Source organism: Streptococcus oralis (assembly GCF_003942585.1).
Lineage (GTDB): Bacteria > Bacillota > Bacilli > Lactobacillales > Streptococcaceae > Streptococcus > Streptococcus oralis_BE.
This window is the reverse complement of record NZ_RJNK01000007.1, coordinates 32,716-50,258: the sequence shown is the minus strand read 5'-3', so window position 1 is coordinate 50,258 and position 17,543 is coordinate 32,716. Positions and strand designations below refer to the sequence as shown.

The following is a 17,543-nucleotide window of genomic DNA, read 5'->3' as shown; positions in this document are numbered from 1 at the left end:
TTTGACTATTTTTAAAAATTTTTTGAAACACAAAAAGCCAGTCATATCGACTGGCTTTTCTCTATTCCAATTGAATCTTAGCTCAATGCGTCATCCATTGAAAGAACTTCGTGGAAGACACGTTGTGTCAATTCAGTTTTTTGTTCTGGAGTGAGGTATTTAGTGTTTACACAGTATCCAGAGATACGAACGATAACATCTTCACCTGACATGATCTTTTCGTAAACATCGTTCAAGTCCATAACGTTCAAGTTAACGTGTTGTCCACCGTTTTCGAAGTAACCATCAAGGATTGTTACCAAGTTATCAACTTGTTCGTCACGAGTCTTACCAAGAGCGCGAGGTGATACTTGAGTAGTCAATGAGATACCATCAGCTGCGTAACTGAAGTCAAGGCTAGCAAGTGAATTCAAGTTTTGCAACCATCCACCTTTAGCTTTGTTAGATGGGTTAGCACCTGGTGAGAAGAATTCAAGTTTAGACAAGTTTACAGAACCATCTTCGTTGAGGTATACACCCTTGTGGACTGGTGAGTTACCAGTTTGTTTAGAGTAAGCAACATTAGATGTGATTGTCAAAAGTGATACTGTAGCTTCTGCGTCTTTGTATAGTTTGTGACTACGTAGACGAGTTGTGTAAGCTTCGATCAACCATTCTGCCAATTCGTTTGAACGTGGGTCATCTTCACCCCAACGTGGGTATTCACCGATTGTTTCGTAATCGTAGATGTAGCCATTTTCATCACGGATTGGTTTAACAGTAGCGTATTTAATCGCTGACAATGTATCAACAGTGTTGGCAAATCCACAGATACCGAATCCCATGTTGGCACGTTGTTTAGTTGGCAAGAAGGCCATTTGAACAGCTTCGTAGTTGTACTTGTCAGTCATGTAGTGGATGATGTTCAAAGCATCTACGTAAGTGTCAGTCAACCAGTCAAGAGATTTTTCAAAGTTGGCTTTAACTGATTCGAATTCAAGAACTTCGTCACGGATAGGATCGATGTCAAATACTTTGTAGTCTTTGTGAACATCGTCGTAACCACCATTCAAACCAGTGAGAAGGGCTTTAAGAACGTTTACACGAGCACCAAAGTACTGGATGTTGTGGCGTTGATCTTCGTTTTCTGGGTCAAGTGGTGACACACAGCATGAGATACAGCTCATTTCTCCGTATCCGTCTTTAGCCATTGTTGTTACACCTTCGTATTGGATAGAAGAGTGTTTGTGGCTCATATGCATACAGTAGCGACGGAAATTGTATGGCAATTTATCAGTCCAAAGAACTGTCAAGTTTGGCTCTGGAGAGTTACCGATGTTGTCAAGAGTGTTCAAGAAACGGTAGTCCATCTTAGTAACACGGTGACGACCGTCGTTACCCATACCAGCCATAGAAGTTGTGATGAAGGTTGGGTCACCTGAGTACAACTGGTCATAAGCTTTTGTACGAGCAAATTTAACTGTACGAAGTTTCATAACGAAATCATCAACGAATTCTTGGATTTCTGATTCAGTAAATGTACCACGAGCAAGGTCACGTTCTGCAAAGATGTCCAATACGATTGGCACACGTCCTAGAGATGTAGCAGCACCGTTGATAACACGGCATACAGCCATGAAGGCGATGTTAACCCATTGGATCGCTTCTTTAACGTTCATCGCTGGTTTGCGAACATCAACTCCGTAAAGGTCACCCAAGCGAACAACTTGTTGCAATGCTTGGTATTGAAGGTTTACTTCTTCACGAAGACGGATTGTTTCTTCATCAATCTCTTTAATTGCATTCCAGTCGTTTACTTTTTCTTGCATCAAATAGTCTGCACCGTAAAGAGCAAGACGTGCGTAAACACCGATGATACGTCCACGTGAGTATGCATCTGGAAGACCAGTTACAGTGTGAGCGTGACGAGCACGACGGATGTTTGAAGTGTAGGCACGGAAGATACCGTCGTTAACTGTTGTTACGTATTTAGTAAAGATTTCGTGAACAGCTGGGTCTGGTTCGTATCCATTTTCTTTCAAAGTCGTTTCAGCCATACGGATACCACCTTTTGGCATGAAGTTCAATTTGAAGAGTTCATCGTTTTGGATACCGAAGATAACTTCGTTTTCTTTGTCGATAAATCCAGCAGGAATATCAGCAATAGATGTTGGACGAGTGTCCATTGGGAAACGAGTTTCTTCGTAGTGAGCCTTAGTTTCTTCTACAATCTTTTTAATGTGAAGTGAACGTTCTGTTGGTCCAGCAAGGAAGCTTTCATCTCCATCGTAAGGTGTGTAGTTAGCTTGAACGAAGCGAGAAACGCTTGCCTTTTCTTTCCAATCTACGCCTTTGAAGCCTTCCCAAGCTTTGTCAAAAATGTCTTGTGCTTCAACAACTGTCTTAACAACCATGTTAATGTCCTCATTTTTCTTTCTAGCAACAGTCATCTGTTACATTCATGAGACCAGTATACCATACAGTAACCGATTTCAACAAGCGAAAAAAGGCTTCTTTATCACTTTCTTTTCTAATACAGTCTGTTTTTTGGCGCAATCTGTATTATATATTTGAAAGAATAAGTACTCTTTTCCATTTTTTCAGAAAAAAAGGTATAATGAATAAAAAATGACATTAGAAAGGAAGCAAAATGCTCATATTTCCATTGATTAATGATTTGTCCAGAAAAATCATCCATATCGACATGGATGCCTTTTTTGCTGCGGTGGAAATAAGAGACAATCCTAAGTTAAAAGGAAAACCTGTCATCATTGGGAGCGACCCCAGACAAACAGGCGGACGGGGTGTTGTGTCTACTTGTAGCTACGAGGCACGAGCCTTTGGTATTCACTCTGCCATGAGTTCTAAAGAAGCTTATGAGCGTTGTCCCCAAGCTGTCTTTATCTCCGGAAATTATGAAAAGTATAAGGCAGTGGGACTTCAGATTCGAGCTATTTTTAAACGCTATACTGATTTGATTGAACCTATGAGCATTGACGAGGCTTACTTGGATGTGACGGAAAATAAACTTGGTATTAAGTCGGCAGTCAAAATAGCTCGCCTCATCCAACAAGATATCTGGCAGGAACTGCACCTGACTGCTTCTGCTGGCGTTTCTTACAATAAATTTTTAGCTAAAATGGCCAGCGATTACCAAAAACCACATGGTTTGACAGTCATCCTCCCTGACCAAGCCCAAGAATTTCTCAAACAAATGGATATTGCCAAATTTCATGGTGTAGGTAAGAAAACAGTAGAAAAGCTTCATGAAATGGGCATTTATACTGGCGCAGACTTATTGAAGGTCTCTGAAATCACTTTGATTGATCGCTTTGGCAGACTTGGTTTTGACCTGTATCGAAAGGCTCGTGGTATTCACAATTCTCTAGTCAAGTCCGATCGCATTCGTAAGTCCATTGGCAAGGAGAAAACCTATGGGAAGATTCTGCAAGTTGAAGAAGACATCAAAAAAGAGCTGACTCTCCTCTCTGAAAAAGTTGCTCTCAATCTCAGTAAGCAAGACAAAGCTGGAAAAATCATTATCCTAAAGATTCGTTACGCTGACTTCTCCACTCTAACTAGGCGGAAAAGCCTCCCGCAAGCTACACAGGACGCTAGTCTGATTTCTCAAATTGCCCTTCAACTCTACGAAGAACTAGCTGAAAAAGAGAAAGGCATTCGTCTACTAGGAATTACAGTGACAGGATTTTAAAAAGCTTGAAGGAATCTCCCTTCAAGCTTTTTTCTTATACAAATAAACGCACAAAACTATAGAGCAACAAGACACTACCGAGTACGATACGGTATTTCCCAAAGAGTGTAAAGTCGTGCTTCTTCACATAGCTGGTCAAGAAACGAATAGCAACCATGCTGACCGCAAAGGCTACTCCCATAGCAACCAAGAGCAAGAATAGTTGACCAAAACTCAAGAGCTGACCTGCCTTAATAAATTTGAAAATCTTTAAAGCACTAGCTCCGAACATAACAGGAATCCCAAGGTAAAAGGTGAACTCCGTTACAACAGAGCGGCTTGTTCCATTCAACAAACCACCGACGATAGTAGCACCTGAACGACTTGTTCCTGGTAAAAGGGCGAGGACTTGGAAGAGCCCAATGTAAAGGGCTGTTTTATAAGGCAACTTGTCTAACTCAGTTACTGTTGGTTCAATAGCTTGGGCCTTATTTCTTTTTTCAAGATAGATAAAGGCAACCCCGTAAATAATCAACATAATAGCAACTGAAACCATGTTGTGGAAGTTGGCATCAAACCAATCATCTAGTTTAAAGACCAATAGCAAAGGCAAGGTTGCAACGAAGACTTTTGACCACAATTGCCAAGTTCGACGAACTTCAACCTTGTTTTTACCAGGTTTGAAGGGATTGAGCTTGTTAAAGTAAATTACCATAACTGCTAAAATGGCACCAAGCTGGATGACAACATTAAACATGGACATGAAAGCTTCATTTTGATCCTTGTATTGGACAAATTCTTCAACCAAAATCAAGTGTCCAGTACTTGAAATTGGCAACCATTCTGTAATTCCTTCAACAATCCCAAAAAAGATTGACTTCAAAATTTCAATAAAATACATACATTACTCCTTTTTCTGTCCTCTATTATAGCATAATTTCGGATGTTGCGATAGATTTTTTCTAGAAGGCGCCGATGCTTCCACCGCCTCCGCCTCCTGAGAATCCGCCACCAGACGAACCACTTCCAGAAGATACAGAGTAGGTACTTGCTGTGTTTGCAATACTAGCATAGTGGCTCATTTGAGCAGTTGAATGATAAAACATACTGTGCCAGCCATAAGCTACGTAAAGATTGATATCTGGATTCTCAACTTGAATCTGATAAGATTTCATCAAATGGCTCACCTTGTCCGCATAACCAAATAAAGTAGCATAGACAAGGAGGCGATTCCAAAGAACAATACTCTCTAATTCGGCCTTGTCTAGGTGAGCGATATCGCGAAGCATGTTTTCAAAACTAGTCCAGAGATAGTATGCTTCTAGCCCTTCTTCGTTTAAAACACCATCACGAGTATCAAATCGGGTCGTCCAATAATAGACGGCAGCTAACATCAAGCTCACAAACCCAAGGATAGGAAGTGGCAGGGAAAGATACCCGTGAGCATCCAAACTATACAAGAACCAGCCAAAACCAACGAAAGCAGGTAGAAGCGTAGAGACACCTATCGTCAATCGCAAGATTTTTTCTCCATTACTCAGTGGACGATAGTAATCTGGAAGTTGCAAAGAGGAAACCCGCTTTCTCACTCCATCCTGCATCTGCTTCAGAGCTTGCTCAAAAGACGACTTAAGCTTACGTCCCGTTTTCTGAATCCGTTTTTCATCAGCTGCTTTTGCACCTTGGTAAAGGCTAGTTGACACTTGGTAATCTGCAAACAAATCTGAAACAAGCACTTCTTCTCTTCCTGAAAAGGCCAAATTAAGGCAATCTTTTTCAAAACTTGCCAATCCTTTTTCTTTTACGACTTTTAAACGGACCTCATCTCCATTTGAGATGATTGAAACATTTCCACGGTCGATCACATCCAATAAAGTTGCCTGAACGAGTTGGTCAAAGGTGAATTTCCCTCCTCCCTTGGTCAAGGGACTGACTTCCTCTAAAGAAGTGGAGTAAACAGCTTCCGATAAAACCATCGGTTCTAAGTCCATTGGCGGTTCATAGAGGCGGTGATTTTTAGCATATTTCTTCGATGGGGAGGTTTTTCTTCTGTAAATGCAGTAGAAAATAACACTAAAGGCTAAGGAAAGCGAGAGTAGCAAAGGGATAATCCACATAACCAGAGCTTTGCTCTGAGCTTTTTCAGCAGTAATGGATTCCTCTATTTTCTCAAATTCTGCTAAACGATTGCCCTTCAATCCCTGATCCAAAGCTGTTCCAAAATCTTTTCTAGGCCAATAGGCATGCAATTCAACCCCACGCTGACGAGGTAGGTTCTGTAAATGAACACGATAATCACCATCTATCTTTTCTACCTTGCCCTCTGTAAAGAGTTTCCCTGTATGAAAGAACAATTTTTCTGCTCCATTAAAGCCCGTTACTCGAAACTCAAAATTTTCGATAGGTTCTGAACTATCCGTCAGGGGCTGCCAATTAAGTTCCGCGATATCATCATATAGAAATAGGAGGTTTTTTAGTTGCCATGTGATTACCACTTCAACGGTATCCCCTTCTTGGCCTGGATTATACACTTTTACAGTATAACCTTCCGATTCTTCTATCACTTCACTATTGACATTCTCAATGGCACTAGCATTTTTCCATACCTGAATCTTCGGACTGGAATCTATTTCAAAGCCCTTTGGCATCTTACCAGCACGGCCAAGTCCTACTAGTTGTCCATTAAAATCCTCATCAAAATGATAGACTACTTTCTCCCTAAATTCTGCTGTATTATCTGCATGAATATACAAATCACCTTGATAAGAGCGAATCTTGAAATCAACCGCAAAAACAGAGAGTGGTAAAATACAAAACAAGCTAAATAAAAGCACGAAAAAAGTCTTTTTCACAACACAATCCCCCTTTTTATCTTTGCTATCATTATATCATTTTTTATAAGTAAAGGCTTACTTGTATTGAAAATCTCACTATTTTTCGATACAATAGAGAGAAGTCATTTTTAGACTAGAAATAGGAGAAAACATGAAAAAATTATGCTTATCTATCCTTGCTAGCCTAGCCCTTACACTGGGACTAGTTAGCCAGGTCCAAGCTGACGAATATTTACGCATCGGGATGGAGGCAGCTTACGCCCCCTTCAACTGGACACAAGACGATGATAGTAACGGCGCCGTCAAAATTGACGGTACCAACCAATATGCCAATGGCTACGATGTCCAAATCGCTAAAAAGATTGCCAAAGATCTAGGTAAGGAACCTTTGGTCGTGAAAACCAAGTGGGAAGGACTTGTTCCTGCTCTTACTTCTGGCAAAATCGATATGATTATTGCAGGTATGAGCCCAACGGCTGAACGCAAACAAGAAATTGCCTTTTCAAGCAGTTACTATACTAGTGAACCTGTTCTATTGGTCAAAAAGGACTCTGTCTATGCCAACGCCAAATCTTTAAACGACTTTAGCGGAGCAAAAATCACGTCTCAACAAGGCGTTTACCTTTATGACCTGATTTCCCAAATCCCTGGTGCCAAGAAAGAAACAGCCATGGGGGATTTTGCTCAGATGCGCCAAGCACTTGAAGCAGGTGTCATCGATGCCTATGTTTCAGAACGACCTGAAGCACTGACCGCTGAGTCTGCCAACGCTAAGTTCAAAATGATTCAACCTCAACCAGGTTTCAAAACTGGCGAAGAAGATACAGCTATTGCCATTGGACTTCGTAAAGATGACAGCCGCATCAGCCAAATCAATGCCAGCATCGAAACCATTTCTAAGGACGAACAAGTAGCTCTCATGGATCGGATGATTAAAGAGCAACCAGTGGAGGCGACAACAACGGAGGAAGAAAGCAGCTTCTTTAGTCAAGTCGCTAAAATTCTTTCTGAAAACTGGCAACAACTCTTGCGTGGTGCTGGTATCACACTCTTGATCTCCATTATCGGGACCATCGCAGGACTTATTATCGGGCTTGCAATCGGAGTCTTCCGTACTGCTCCACTATCTGAAAACAAGGCCATCTATGGCTTGCAAAAACTGCTTGGCTGGATCCTCAATGTCTATATTGAAATTTTCCGTGGTACACCAATGATCGTTCAATCTATGGTTATCTACTACGGTACAGCACAAGCCTTTGGAATCAATCTCGATCGTACACTTGCAGCCATCTTCATCGTTTCAATCAACACTGGTGCCTATATGACAGAAATCGTCCGTGGAGGTATCCTAGCAGTTGATAAGGGACAGTTTGAAGCCGCAACTGCTCTTGGTATGACCCATAATCAGACCATGCGTAAGGTTGTCCTACCTCAGGTCGTTCGCAATATCTTACCTGCTACTGGTAATGAGTTTGTCATCAATATCAAAGATACCTCTGTTCTGAATGTTATCTCTGTGGTAGAACTCTACTTCTCTGGTAATACTGTGGCCACCCAAACTTATCAATACTTCCAGACATTTACAATCATTGCCGTGATTTACTTTGCCCTCACCTTCACAGTGACCCGTATTCTACGCTTCATCGAAAGACGTATGGACATGGATACCTACACTACAGGTGCTAATCAAATGCAAACGGAGGACTTGAAATAATGAGTCAACCTATTCTTGAAATTAAACACCTCAAAAAATCCTATGGACAAAATGAAGTCCTAAAAGACATCTCTCTATCAGTCCACAAAGGAGAGGTTATCTCCATCATCGGGAGCTCAGGAAGCGGAAAATCAACCTTCCTACGTTCTATCAACCTACTTGAAACACCTACTGAGGGAGAAATTCTCTACCGAGGAGAAAACGTCCTTGCAAAAGGCTATGACCTTACTCACTATCGTGAAAAACTCGGTATGGTTTTTCAATCCTTTAATCTCTTTGAAAACCTCGATGTTCTCGAAAATACTATTGTCGCCCAAACGACTGTCCTCAAAAGAGAACGCTCTGAAGCTGAAAAAATTGCTAAAGAAAATCTTGAAAAAGTCGGCATGGGAGAACGCTATTGGCAAGCCAAACCAAAACAACTCTCTGGTGGACAAAAGCAACGTGTAGCCATTGCTCGTGCCCTCTCCATGAATCCTGACGCTATCCTTTTCGACGAACCAACATCTGCTCTGGATCCAGAAATGGTCGGTGAAGTCCTTAAAATCATGCAAGACCTGGCTCAAGAAGGCCTGACTATGATCGTCGTCACCCACGAAATGGAGTTCGCCCGCGATGTCTCACACCGTGTTATCTTTATGGATAAGGGCGTCATTGCTGAAGAAGGCAAACCAGAAGACCTCTTCACGAACCCTAAAGAAGAACGAACGCGAGAGTTTCTTCAGCGCTATCTCAAATAACAAACAAAGACTGCATAAAATTATGTAGTCTTTTTACTAACCCTTTGCAAAACAAAAGGCAGATCCATTTTAAGAATCTGCCTGTAAGCCTAGTTCAATCTTCAAATTTTTCATGATTCTTGTCATAAAAATCAATCAAACCTAGGGCTGTTTCAAATGAAATATTTTTCACTTTTGCACGACCCTGTGCCAAAGCAATGATTGACATTTCACGTGCATTTGTTTCCTTAGAGATACGGTAACCTGTGATTTTCTTATCACGAACCCAGCCAACAACTGATTCTACTTTTTCAAAGTTTGATTTAGCCATGTTCTTCTCCTATTTTGTTCTTTACGATACTGAAATATATCCATTCTTTTAGGATTATCCACAAAAAAACATCTACTTATTGAAAACAAATAATAAATTGTTATTACTTAGCTTTTAAAGCTGATAATATGCTTGTTCGTATATCTTCAACTCCATCAGGATTTGCTGGTAGGAAGATGGTGTTATTGCCCTTATTGTCTGCGAAATTATTCAAAGTATCCAAATACTGATTTGTTAATAGAATGGACATAATCTGGGCTTCCGTGAGTTCAACATTGGCTCCTTTTAATTCTTGAATAGAATCAGCAAGTCCGTCAACAATAGCCTTACGCTGTTCTGCAATCCCTACCCCGTGTAGGCGATCTTTTTCTGCCTCTGCTTCTGCCGCTGTCACGATTTTAATCTTATCTGCTTCTGCAAGTTCTTGCGCAGCAACTCTCTTACGTTGGGCAGCGTTGATTTCATTCATTGATTGTTTAACTTCAGCGTCAGGCTCAACCTTCGTAATCAGTGTTTTTACAATGATGTAACCATATGTAGACATTTCTTCTGCTACTTGTTTTTGAACTTCTAATGCGATTTCATCTTTTTTCTCAAAGAGCTCATCCAAGGTCAATTTCGGTACAGACGAACGCAAGGCATCCTCAATATAGGATTTGATTTGAGCTTCTGGTCTCATTAGTTTATAGTAAGCATCTGTGACATTGTTTTCATTCACTCGATACTGAGTCGCCACATTCATGGTCACAAATACATTATCTTGTGTTTTTGTTTCCACGACGATCTCACTTTGCAATAGACGCAACTGCACCCTGGCCGCAATTCTATCAATTCCAAAAGGTGCTCGTACATGAATACCACTATTACTCAACTTTTGGTATTTACCAAAACGCTCGATAATAGCGACAGACTGTTGCCTTACAACATATACAGAGCTGACAATAATCGCCGATGCAATCAGCACTAGAATAAAGAGAACAAGTAAAACATGTAAAACCATGGGAATCTCCCCCTTTCGTCACCATCATTATAGCATCATTATAGGAAATTGGCAAATAATATGATAGCAAATTTATTTTAGACTAGCATATTATACAAAGTTTCATTTCCGTTCAGATTGATATAAGACGGGTCAAACTTTTCCATCCGATGAATCAAGCCAGCATAATCATGCTTATCAGCGAGAGCAATCCCAATCAAGACCGGCCCTGTCCCCTTGCTGGCCCGTTTGATATACTCAAAACGAGTGATGTCATCATACGGTCCCAAGATGTCATTTACAAACTCACGAAGAGCCCCTGGACGTTGTGGGAAATTGACTACAAAGTAATGCTTGATGCCATCGTAAATCAAGGCACGTTCTTCCATTTCTGGCATACGGTTAATATCGTTATTTCCCCCAGAAATGATGCAGCAAACTGTCTTGCCTTTGATATAGTCTGATAGGACTTCCAAGGCTGCAATGCTGGCCGCTCCAGCGGGTTCGGCGACAATTCCTTGCTTAGAATAAAGATCAATCAAGGTCTCAGAAATCAATCCCTCATCTACCCCAATCAACGTTTCAACATTCTTTCGCGTCGCTTCATAGGTCAACTGTCCGACTTTCTGTACAGCTATCCCATCAGCGAACTTATCAATTTCTTTGAGTTTAACTGGTCCTCCAGCCTCAAAGGCAGCTTTCATAGAGCGAGCTCCATTGGCTTCTACCCCAATCACTTCGATAGCGGGATTGGTTTCTTTGATGTAAGTTGAAACCCCTGCAATCAGTCCGCCACCACCTACCGGAACTAGTACTGTATCAAAATCAATAGACTCTTTACGGGCTTCTTCAAGAATTTCATAGGCTACAGTCCCTTGACCAGCTTGAACATGGACATCATCAAAAGGATCAATAAAGGTTCTATTTTCTGAAACGGTGAATTCTTGTGCTGCCTTAGCAGAAGCATCAAAGGTATCCCCAACCAACTTGATTGTCACGAACTCTCCACCGAAAAAGCGAACCTGCCCAATCTTTTGTTGCGGTGTTGTAATAGGCATAAAAATTGTTGCAGGAATCTTCATCTCCTTACAAGTGTAAGCGACACCTTGAGCGTGATTCCCCGCTGATGCACAGACTACACCACGCTCACGTTCATCTTTCGTTAACTGAGAAATGGCATAATAAGCTCCACGAATTTTAAAAGAGCGAACTCGTTGCGCATTTTCCTTTTTCAGATAAATCTTAGCTCCATACTTTTCTGATAAATAATGATCATATTCCAGTGGTGTATTGACTACTACACCACTTAAAACTTTGTGGGCTTTCACCACATCTTTTGCACTTAGCATGTCTCCTCCTCAAATACTTTACAAGGTAAAAAGCGAGTTAGGTACCCCCCAACTCGCCTTCTGTTTTTATTCTAAGAATTAGTTGTAGATTTTGAATGCGTCGTCGTCGTTTTTACCAACGAATGGCATTGCTTTACGTAGTTCTGCACCAACTTTTTCAATTTCAAGATTAGCTGCTTGTTCACGGTAAGCAGTGAGTTTTGGACGACCAGCCTTATAGTCATTTACAAAGTCATTTGCAAATTTACCATTTTGGATGTCTGCCAAGACAGCTTTCATGTTTTCTTTAACTTGCTCAGTAATGACACGTGAACCTGATACATAGTCACCGTACTCAGCAGTGTTTGAAATTGATTGACGCATTTTCTTGAATCCACCTTCATAGATCAAGTCAACGATCAATTTCATTTCATGAAGAACTTCAAAGTAAGCCAATTCTGGGGCATAGCCTGCTTCTGTCAAGACTTCAAAACCTGCTTCGATAAGGGCAGTCAAACCGCCACAAAGTACAGCTTGTTCACCAAACAAATCTTCTTCTGTTTCTTCTTTGTAAGTTGTTTCAAGCAAACCAACACGAGCTGCTCCAACACCTTTACACCAGTCCATAGCAATGTTTTTAGCATTTCCTGTAGCGTCTTGGTAGACTGCATAAAGAGCTGGAACACCAAAACCTTCTTCGTAAGTACGACGTACCAAGTGTCCTGGTCCTTTAGGGGCACACATGAAGACATCCACATCTGCAGGTACTTTGATAAATTCAAAGTGAATGTTGAAACCATGGGCAAATCCAACTGCATTCCCAGCTTCCAAGTTTGGAGCGATTTCTGCTTCGTACAATTCTTGTTGGATTTCGTCTGGTGCCAAAATCATGATGACATCAGCCAATTTAGTGGCTTCTGCTACTGTGTAAGTGTCAAATCCATCTTCTTTTGCTTTGTCAAAAGATTTACCTGGACGTACACCGATAATGACATCACGACCTGAATCACGCAAGTTTTGCGCATGCGCATGTCCTTGTGAACCATAACCGATAACAGCGATTTTTTTACCGTCAAGCGCTGCTACTTTTACATCTTTTTCGTATTCCATTTGAACTGCCATAGTTTTTCTCTCTTTTCTATTATTTATTGCCTTTTAGGCTGGTTTAACAAATTTAAGTTGGATTTTTAATCACGGGTAAATCCAGTTGCACCTGTTCGAGCAATATTTCTAATTCCATAAGGACGGATTACTCGCAAGAGTGCCTCACTCTTTTCAGCATTCCCAGTCATCTGGATCGTAATCGAGCTTGGAGCCACATCCACCACCGTTGCACGGAAAGGTTGAATAATAGCCAAGATTTCTGCACGCTTTTCAGCAGGCGCAGACACCTTCACCAAGATAACTTCTCTTTCCAAGTGTGGTTTATCTGTAATATCCCGAATGCGAATCACATCGATCTGACGGTTGAGTTGCTTGATGATTTGCTCGACCTCATCATGTGAAGCCACATCAATAATGATGGTAATCCTTGATACATCAGGATTCTCTGTCGCACCAACTGAGATACTCTCAATGTTGACCTGACGACGAGAAAGGACACCTGTAAAGCGATTGAGGACTCCTGAACGATTTTGTAGTTTTGCCGTTAACATTCTACGCATGGAACTTCACCCCCAACATCTCATGATTGCTCTTCCCAGCTGGTACCATTGGTAAAACCTGTTCCTTACGAGAAATATCCACCTCGATAAACATCGGCACATCCTCCAGAATGGATTCTAGATCCTTCTCTATCGTCTCTGGATTATCAAACTTGTAGTTTTTGATGCCGTAAGCCTGTGCCATCAGCTGGAAGTCAGGAAGAGTATCAAACACTGACTCTGACGTTCTACCTTCATAGAAGGATTCCTGCCACTGACGAACCATTCCTAGGGAGTGGTTATTCAACATGACAACCTTAATCGGCACCTTGTAGATGTTTAGGATAGCTAGTTCTTGGTTGGTCATTTGGAAGCCACCATCACCGACAAAAAGGATGACTTCTTTTTCTGGATTTGCAATCTTGGCTCCAATAGCTGCAGGAACTCCGAATCCCATGGTCCCCAAGCCACCAGATGTGACCAATTGACGTTCATTCTGATATGGATAATACTGGGCTGTCCACATTTGGTGTTGGCCAACGTCAGTAACGACAATAGCATCCCCATTCGTCAACTCACCGATGCGTTCAATGACTGCCTGCGGTTGAACCACACGTTCTTTCTTATCATAAGAACGAACGCGGTTCTTGTCCTTAGTGACTTTGTCAATCCACTTTTCAGTATTATTATGAACAGTTGGTTCTGCCAGTAGCATCTGCAAGGCTTTCTTAGCATCCCCAACCACTGGAATATCTGCATTAATAATCTTGCCAATCTCTGCTGGGTCAATGTCGATATGAGCAACCTTGGCATTCTTAGCAAAGGTCTTAGGATTACCAGTCAGGCGGTCATCGAAACGGCAACCAATACTAATCATAAAGTCCGCTTCGGTCATGGCAATGTTGGCTGCGAAAGAACCGTGCATGCCTCCCATACCAAGGAAGAGTGGATGACTTGTCGCAATCGTTCCTTGCCCCAAAAGACTGGTCACAACTGGAATTTGATAGCGTTCAGCAAATTCATTCAGTTCTTTAGAAGCTTCTGCATAGCTGATACCACCACCTGCCAACAAAACAGGTTTCTTAGCCTTGGACAATTGCTTCAAGATTTTCTTGATTTGCATGTCGTTCGGTTCTATCGTCGGTTGATAACTCGGTAAATTTACCTCTGGTGAATAGATGAAGTCCGTCTCTAAGGCAGATACATCCTTTGGCAAGTCAATTACAACTGGACCTGGACGACCTGTGGTCGCGATATGGACAGCTTCCGTAATGATACGAGGAATGTCAGCTGTCTCACGGACTTGGTAATTGTACTTGGTAATGGGCATTGTAATGCCGACAATATCTGCCTCCTGAAAGGCATCTTTCCCAATCCCAGCTCGCGCCACCTGACCCGTAAAGACCAAAAGGGGAACGCTATCGCTCATGGCATCCGCAATCCCTGTAATGGCATTTGTTGCTCCTGGTCCACTTGTGACGACTGCGACACCCAACTTTCCAGTTGATTTGGCATAACCTTCAGCTTCGTGCAAACACCCTTGCTCATGGCGTCCTAAGATGTGGCGAATGCCTTTAAAGTTGTATATAGCATCATACAAAGGTAAGACTGCACCACCAGGATAACCAAATATAGTATCAATCCCTAAATCACGGAGGGTTTCCAAAACTAGGTCCGACCCCGTCTTAGGAGCGTCTAAACTGATTTTCTCCATTGTTCCCCTTTCTCTTCTCTTAAAAATAGCTTGTTACTATCATACCATTTTTTCAAAAATTTTCAAGACAAAAGAAGCAATTTTCTGAATTTTCTATCTAAGCGTGTTTTTATGAATGTTTTTCCTATTTTTATAAATATGAATAGGGAATTGAACGATTTTATTACTTCCAAATTTAATTTAGAGCATGTTTTTCTAACCTTCTTTGATATAGAACATAAAAAAGAAGCCACCATAGTGACTTCTTTCTATAGCGAAGATGGATTATTCTTCACCTTTGTTTTTCTTAATGATTTCTTCTTGTACTGACTTAGGTACATCTTCGTAGTGGTCAAATACCATCATGAATGTACCACGTCCTTGAGATGCAGAACGAAGAACAGTTGCGTAACCGAACATTTCAGCAAGTGGAACGTAAGCACGAACGATTTGGCTGTTACCGTGAGCTTCCATACCATCTACACGTCCACGACGAGCAGTTACGTGACCCATAACATCACCAAGGTTTTCTTCAGGAACAGTGATGGTTACAAGCATCATTGGCTCAAGGATAGCTGGTTGTGCAGTCTTAGCAGCTTCTTTAAGAGCAAGTGAAGCCGCGATCTTGAAGGCAGTTTCAGATGAGTCGACATCGTGGTATGAACCATCGTAAAGCTTAGCTTTAACGTCAACCATTGGGTAACCTGCAAGAACACCGTTAGCCATAGATTCTACCAAACCTTTTTCAACCGCTGGGATGAATTCACGAGGAACCACACCACCGACGATTGCGTTTTCGAATTCGAATCCTTTTCCTTCTTCGTTTGGAGTAAATTCAATCCATACATCACCGAATTGACCTTTACCACCAGACTGACGTTTGAAGAATCCACGTGCTTGAGTAGAAGCGCGGAATGTTTCACGGTAAGATACTTGAGGAGCACCTACGTTCGCTTCAACCTTGAACTCACGACGCATACGATCGACAAGGACGTCAAGGTGAAGTTCACCCATACCTGAGATAACTGTTTCACCAGTTTCAACGTTTGTTTCAACGCGGAATGTTGGATCTTCTTCAGCCAATTTTTGAAGGGCAATACCCATCTTGTCTTGGTCAGCTTTAGATTTTGGCTCAACCATCAATTGGATAACTGGTTCTGGAACGTTGATTGACTCAAGGATGATTTTAGCTTTTTCATCTGTCAATGAGTCACCAGTTGTAGTATCTTTCAAACCAACGGCAGCAGCGATATCACCTGAGTAAACAGTGTCAATTTCTTGACGGCTGTTAGCGTGCATTTGAAGGATACGTCCGATACGTTCACGTTTACCTTTAGAAGTGTTCAATACGTATGAACCTGATTGAAGAACACCTGAGTAAACACGGAAGAATGTCAAACGACCTACGAATGGGTCAGTCATGATCTTGAAGGCAAGAGCTGCAAATGGCTCGTCGTCAGATGCTGGACGAGTTTCTTCTTCGTCTGTATCTGGGTTGATACCTTTGATTGCTGGGATGTCAAGTGGGCTTGGAAGGTAGTCGATAACCGCATCAAGCATCAATTGAACACCCTTGTTCTTGAAGGCAGAACCACACAATACTGGGAAGAATTCAACGTTGATAGTCGCTTTACGGATACCAGCTTTCAATTCTTCGTTAGTGATTTCTTCACCTTCGAGGTATTTCATCATCAATTCTTCATCAGTTTCAGCAACTGCTTCGATCAATTTTTCACGGTATTCTTGAGCTTGGTCAAGGTATTCAGCTGGAATATCTTCTTCAAGGATATCTGTACCAAGGTCGTTAGTATAGATTTCAGCTTTCATCTTGATCAAGTCGATGATACCACGGAAGTCATCTTCAGCACCGATTGGCAATTGGATTGGGTGTGCGTTTGCTTGAAGACGGTCGTGAAGTGTGCTTACTGAGTAAAGGAAGTCAGCACCGATTTTGTCCATTTTGTTGGCAAATACGATACGTGGAACTCCGTACTCAGTTGCTTGACGCCAAACTGTTTCAGTTTGAGGCTCAACACCTGATTGTGAGTCAAGAACGGTAACTGCACCATCCAATACACGAAGAGAACGTTGTACTTCGATTGTGAAGTCCACGTGTCCTGGTGTGTCGATGATGTTTACGCGGTGGTTATTCCATTGAGCTGTTGTCGCAGCAGATGTGATAGTGATACCACGTTCTTGCTCTTGCTCCATCCAGTCCATTTGTGACGCACCTTCGTGAGTTTCACCGATTTTGTGGATTTTACCAGTGTAGTAAAGAATACGCTCAGTAGTTGTTGTTTTACCGGCATCGACGTGAGCCATGATACCGATATTACGAGTTTTTTCAAGTGAAAATTCGCGTGCCATGAGGTTAGTTTCTCCTATTTTTTATTTTACAATCTATTATAACATTATTTAGAAAAAACGGATAGGCAGGACCTACCCGTTCTCAATGTTTATCTTGTTTTTGTTGGTTTCAACTTACGAGCTGGTAAGTTGAATTGAACTCGGGCTAAAAGCTCTTGGTCTCATTATTTGAGCCAGAACGGGATGCGGGGTGAAAAAGATAAACTTCCTTGTATTCATCGAATACTGCGTCAGTTTCCTATTTTCACTGTGCATCCTTACCGTT

Annotated in this window: 13 protein-coding genes; 3 read left to right on the top strand and 10 right to left on the bottom strand. The window is 41.7% G+C overall.

Annotation, left to right across the window (positions count from 1 at the left end; translation table 11 throughout):
• Positions 1-77: 77 nt before the first annotated feature.
• Positions 78-2,393, bottom strand: a complete 2,316-nt coding sequence (pflB, locus tag D8862_RS07955; RefSeq protein WP_125449856.1) for a formate C-acetyltransferase — start codon at positions 2,391-2,393, stop codon at positions 78-80.
• Between the two features lie 236 nt (positions 2,394-2,629).
• Between pflB and dinB the strand changes: the two genes are divergently transcribed.
• Positions 2,630-3,691: a DNA polymerase IV gene (gene dinB, locus D8862_RS07950; protein ID WP_125449836.1), complete on the top strand. Its 1,062-nt coding sequence runs from the start codon at positions 2,630-2,632 to the stop codon at positions 3,689-3,691.
• 34 nt (positions 3,692-3,725) lie between these two features.
• Here dinB and D8862_RS07945 read toward each other — a convergent pair whose 3' ends face one another.
• Positions 3,726-4,571, bottom strand: a complete 846-nt coding sequence (locus tag D8862_RS07945) for an undecaprenyl-diphosphate phosphatase (protein ID WP_125449834.1) — start codon at positions 4,569-4,571, stop codon at positions 3,726-3,728.
• Positions 4,572-4,632: 61 nt separating this feature from the next.
• Positions 4,633-6,522, bottom strand: coding sequence for a DUF2207 domain-containing protein (locus D8862_RS07940; protein WP_125449832.1), 1,890 nt, complete (start codon positions 6,520-6,522; stop codon positions 4,633-4,635).
• A gap of 133 nt (positions 6,523-6,655) precedes the next feature.
• Between D8862_RS07940 and D8862_RS07935 the strand changes: the two genes are divergently transcribed.
• Both D8862_RS07935 and D8862_RS07930 read left to right on the top strand, forming a co-directional pair.
• Positions 6,656-8,218 carry an ABC transporter substrate-binding protein/permease gene (locus D8862_RS07935; RefSeq protein ID WP_125449830.1) on the top strand — a complete coding sequence of 521 codons (1,563 nt, stop codon included), beginning with the start codon at positions 6,656-6,658 and terminating at the stop codon, positions 8,216-8,218.
• Positions 8,218-8,958, top strand: a complete 741-nt coding sequence (locus tag D8862_RS07930) for an amino acid ABC transporter ATP-binding protein (RefSeq protein ID WP_061407990.1) — start codon at positions 8,218-8,220, stop codon at positions 8,956-8,958. The genes D8862_RS07935 and D8862_RS07930 overlap by 1 nt, the downstream gene beginning before the upstream one ends.
• 94 nt (positions 8,959-9,052) lie before the next feature.
• On the opposite strand, the gene D8862_RS07925 is transcribed toward D8862_RS07930, so the two are convergent.
• The 7 genes from D8862_RS07925 to fusA form a co-directional block, all read right to left on the bottom strand.
• Entirely contained in the window at positions 9,053-9,268 is a 216-nt protein-coding gene (locus D8862_RS07925) for a capsule biosynthesis transcriptional regulator (protein WP_001130035.1), read from the bottom strand.
• A 103-nt stretch (positions 9,269-9,371) separates the two neighbouring features.
• Positions 9,372-10,268 carry an SPFH domain-containing protein gene (locus tag D8862_RS07920; RefSeq protein ID WP_084974060.1) on the bottom strand — a complete coding sequence of 299 codons (897 nt, stop codon included), beginning with the start codon at positions 10,266-10,268 and terminating at the stop codon, positions 9,372-9,374.
• Between the two features lie 77 nt (positions 10,269-10,345).
• On the bottom strand, positions 10,346-11,596 hold the full coding sequence (gene ilvA, locus D8862_RS07915) for a threonine ammonia-lyase IlvA (RefSeq protein WP_125449828.1): 1,251 nt from the start codon (positions 11,594-11,596) through the stop codon (positions 10,346-10,348).
• A 78-nt stretch (positions 11,597-11,674) separates the two neighbouring features.
• Positions 11,675-12,697 carry a ketol-acid reductoisomerase gene (gene ilvC, locus D8862_RS07910; RefSeq protein WP_049487445.1) on the bottom strand — a complete coding sequence of 341 codons (1,023 nt, stop codon included), beginning with the start codon at positions 12,695-12,697 and terminating at the stop codon, positions 11,675-11,677.
• Positions 12,698-12,762: 65 nt separating this feature from the next.
• A complete protein-coding gene (gene ilvN, locus D8862_RS07905; RefSeq protein WP_125398613.1) occupies positions 12,763-13,239 on the bottom strand; it encodes an acetolactate synthase small subunit in 477 nt (158 codons plus the stop codon).
• On the bottom strand, positions 13,232-14,932 hold the full coding sequence (locus D8862_RS07900; protein WP_125449826.1) for an acetolactate synthase large subunit: 1,701 nt from the start codon (positions 14,930-14,932) through the stop codon (positions 13,232-13,234). Before D8862_RS07900 ends, ilvN begins: the two co-directional genes overlap by 8 nt.
• A 264-nt stretch (positions 14,933-15,196) precedes the next feature.
• The gene (gene fusA, locus D8862_RS07895) at positions 15,197-17,278 is read right to left on the bottom strand and encodes an elongation factor G (protein WP_125449824.1); all 2,082 of its coding nucleotides are present in this window, start codon (positions 17,276-17,278) and stop codon (positions 15,197-15,199) included.
• Positions 17,279-17,543: the final 265 nt, after the last annotated feature.

Coding starts and splice junctions, on each gene's coding strand:
- ilvA (WP_125449828.1), bottom strand. CDS start 11,596: ATGCTAAGTGCAAAAGATGTGGTGAAAGCCCACAAAGTTTTAAGTGGT.
- D8862_RS07945 (WP_125449834.1), bottom strand. CDS start 4,571: ATGTATTTTATTGAAATTTTGAAGTCAATCTTTTTTGGGATTGTTGAA.
- dinB (WP_125449836.1), top strand. CDS start 2,630: ATGCTCATATTTCCATTGATTAATGATTTGTCCAGAAAAATCATCCAT.
- pflB (WP_125449856.1), bottom strand. CDS start 2,393: ATGGTTGTTAAGACAGTTGTTGAAGCACAAGACATTTTTGACAAAGCT.
- ilvC (WP_049487445.1), bottom strand. CDS start 12,697: ATGGCAGTTCAAATGGAATACGAAAAAGATGTAAAAGTAGCAGCGCTT.
- fusA (WP_125449824.1), bottom strand. CDS start 17,278: ATGGCACGCGAATTTTCACTTGAAAAAACTCGTAATATCGGTATCATG.
- D8862_RS07900 (WP_125449826.1), bottom strand. CDS start 14,932: ATGGAGAAAATCAGTTTAGACGCTCCTAAGACGGGGTCGGACCTAGTT.
- D8862_RS07935 (WP_125449830.1), top strand. CDS start 6,656: ATGAAAAAATTATGCTTATCTATCCTTGCTAGCCTAGCCCTTACACTG.
- ilvN (WP_125398613.1), bottom strand. CDS start 13,239: ATGCGTAGAATGTTAACGGCAAAACTACAAAATCGTTCAGGAGTCCTC.
- D8862_RS07930 (WP_061407990.1), top strand. CDS start 8,218: ATGAGTCAACCTATTCTTGAAATTAAACACCTCAAAAAATCCTATGGA.
- D8862_RS07920 (WP_084974060.1), bottom strand. CDS start 10,268: ATGGTTTTACATGTTTTACTTGTTCTCTTTATTCTAGTGCTGATTGCA.
- D8862_RS07925 (WP_001130035.1), bottom strand. CDS start 9,268: ATGGCTAAATCAAACTTTGAAAAAGTAGAATCAGTTGTTGGCTGGGTT.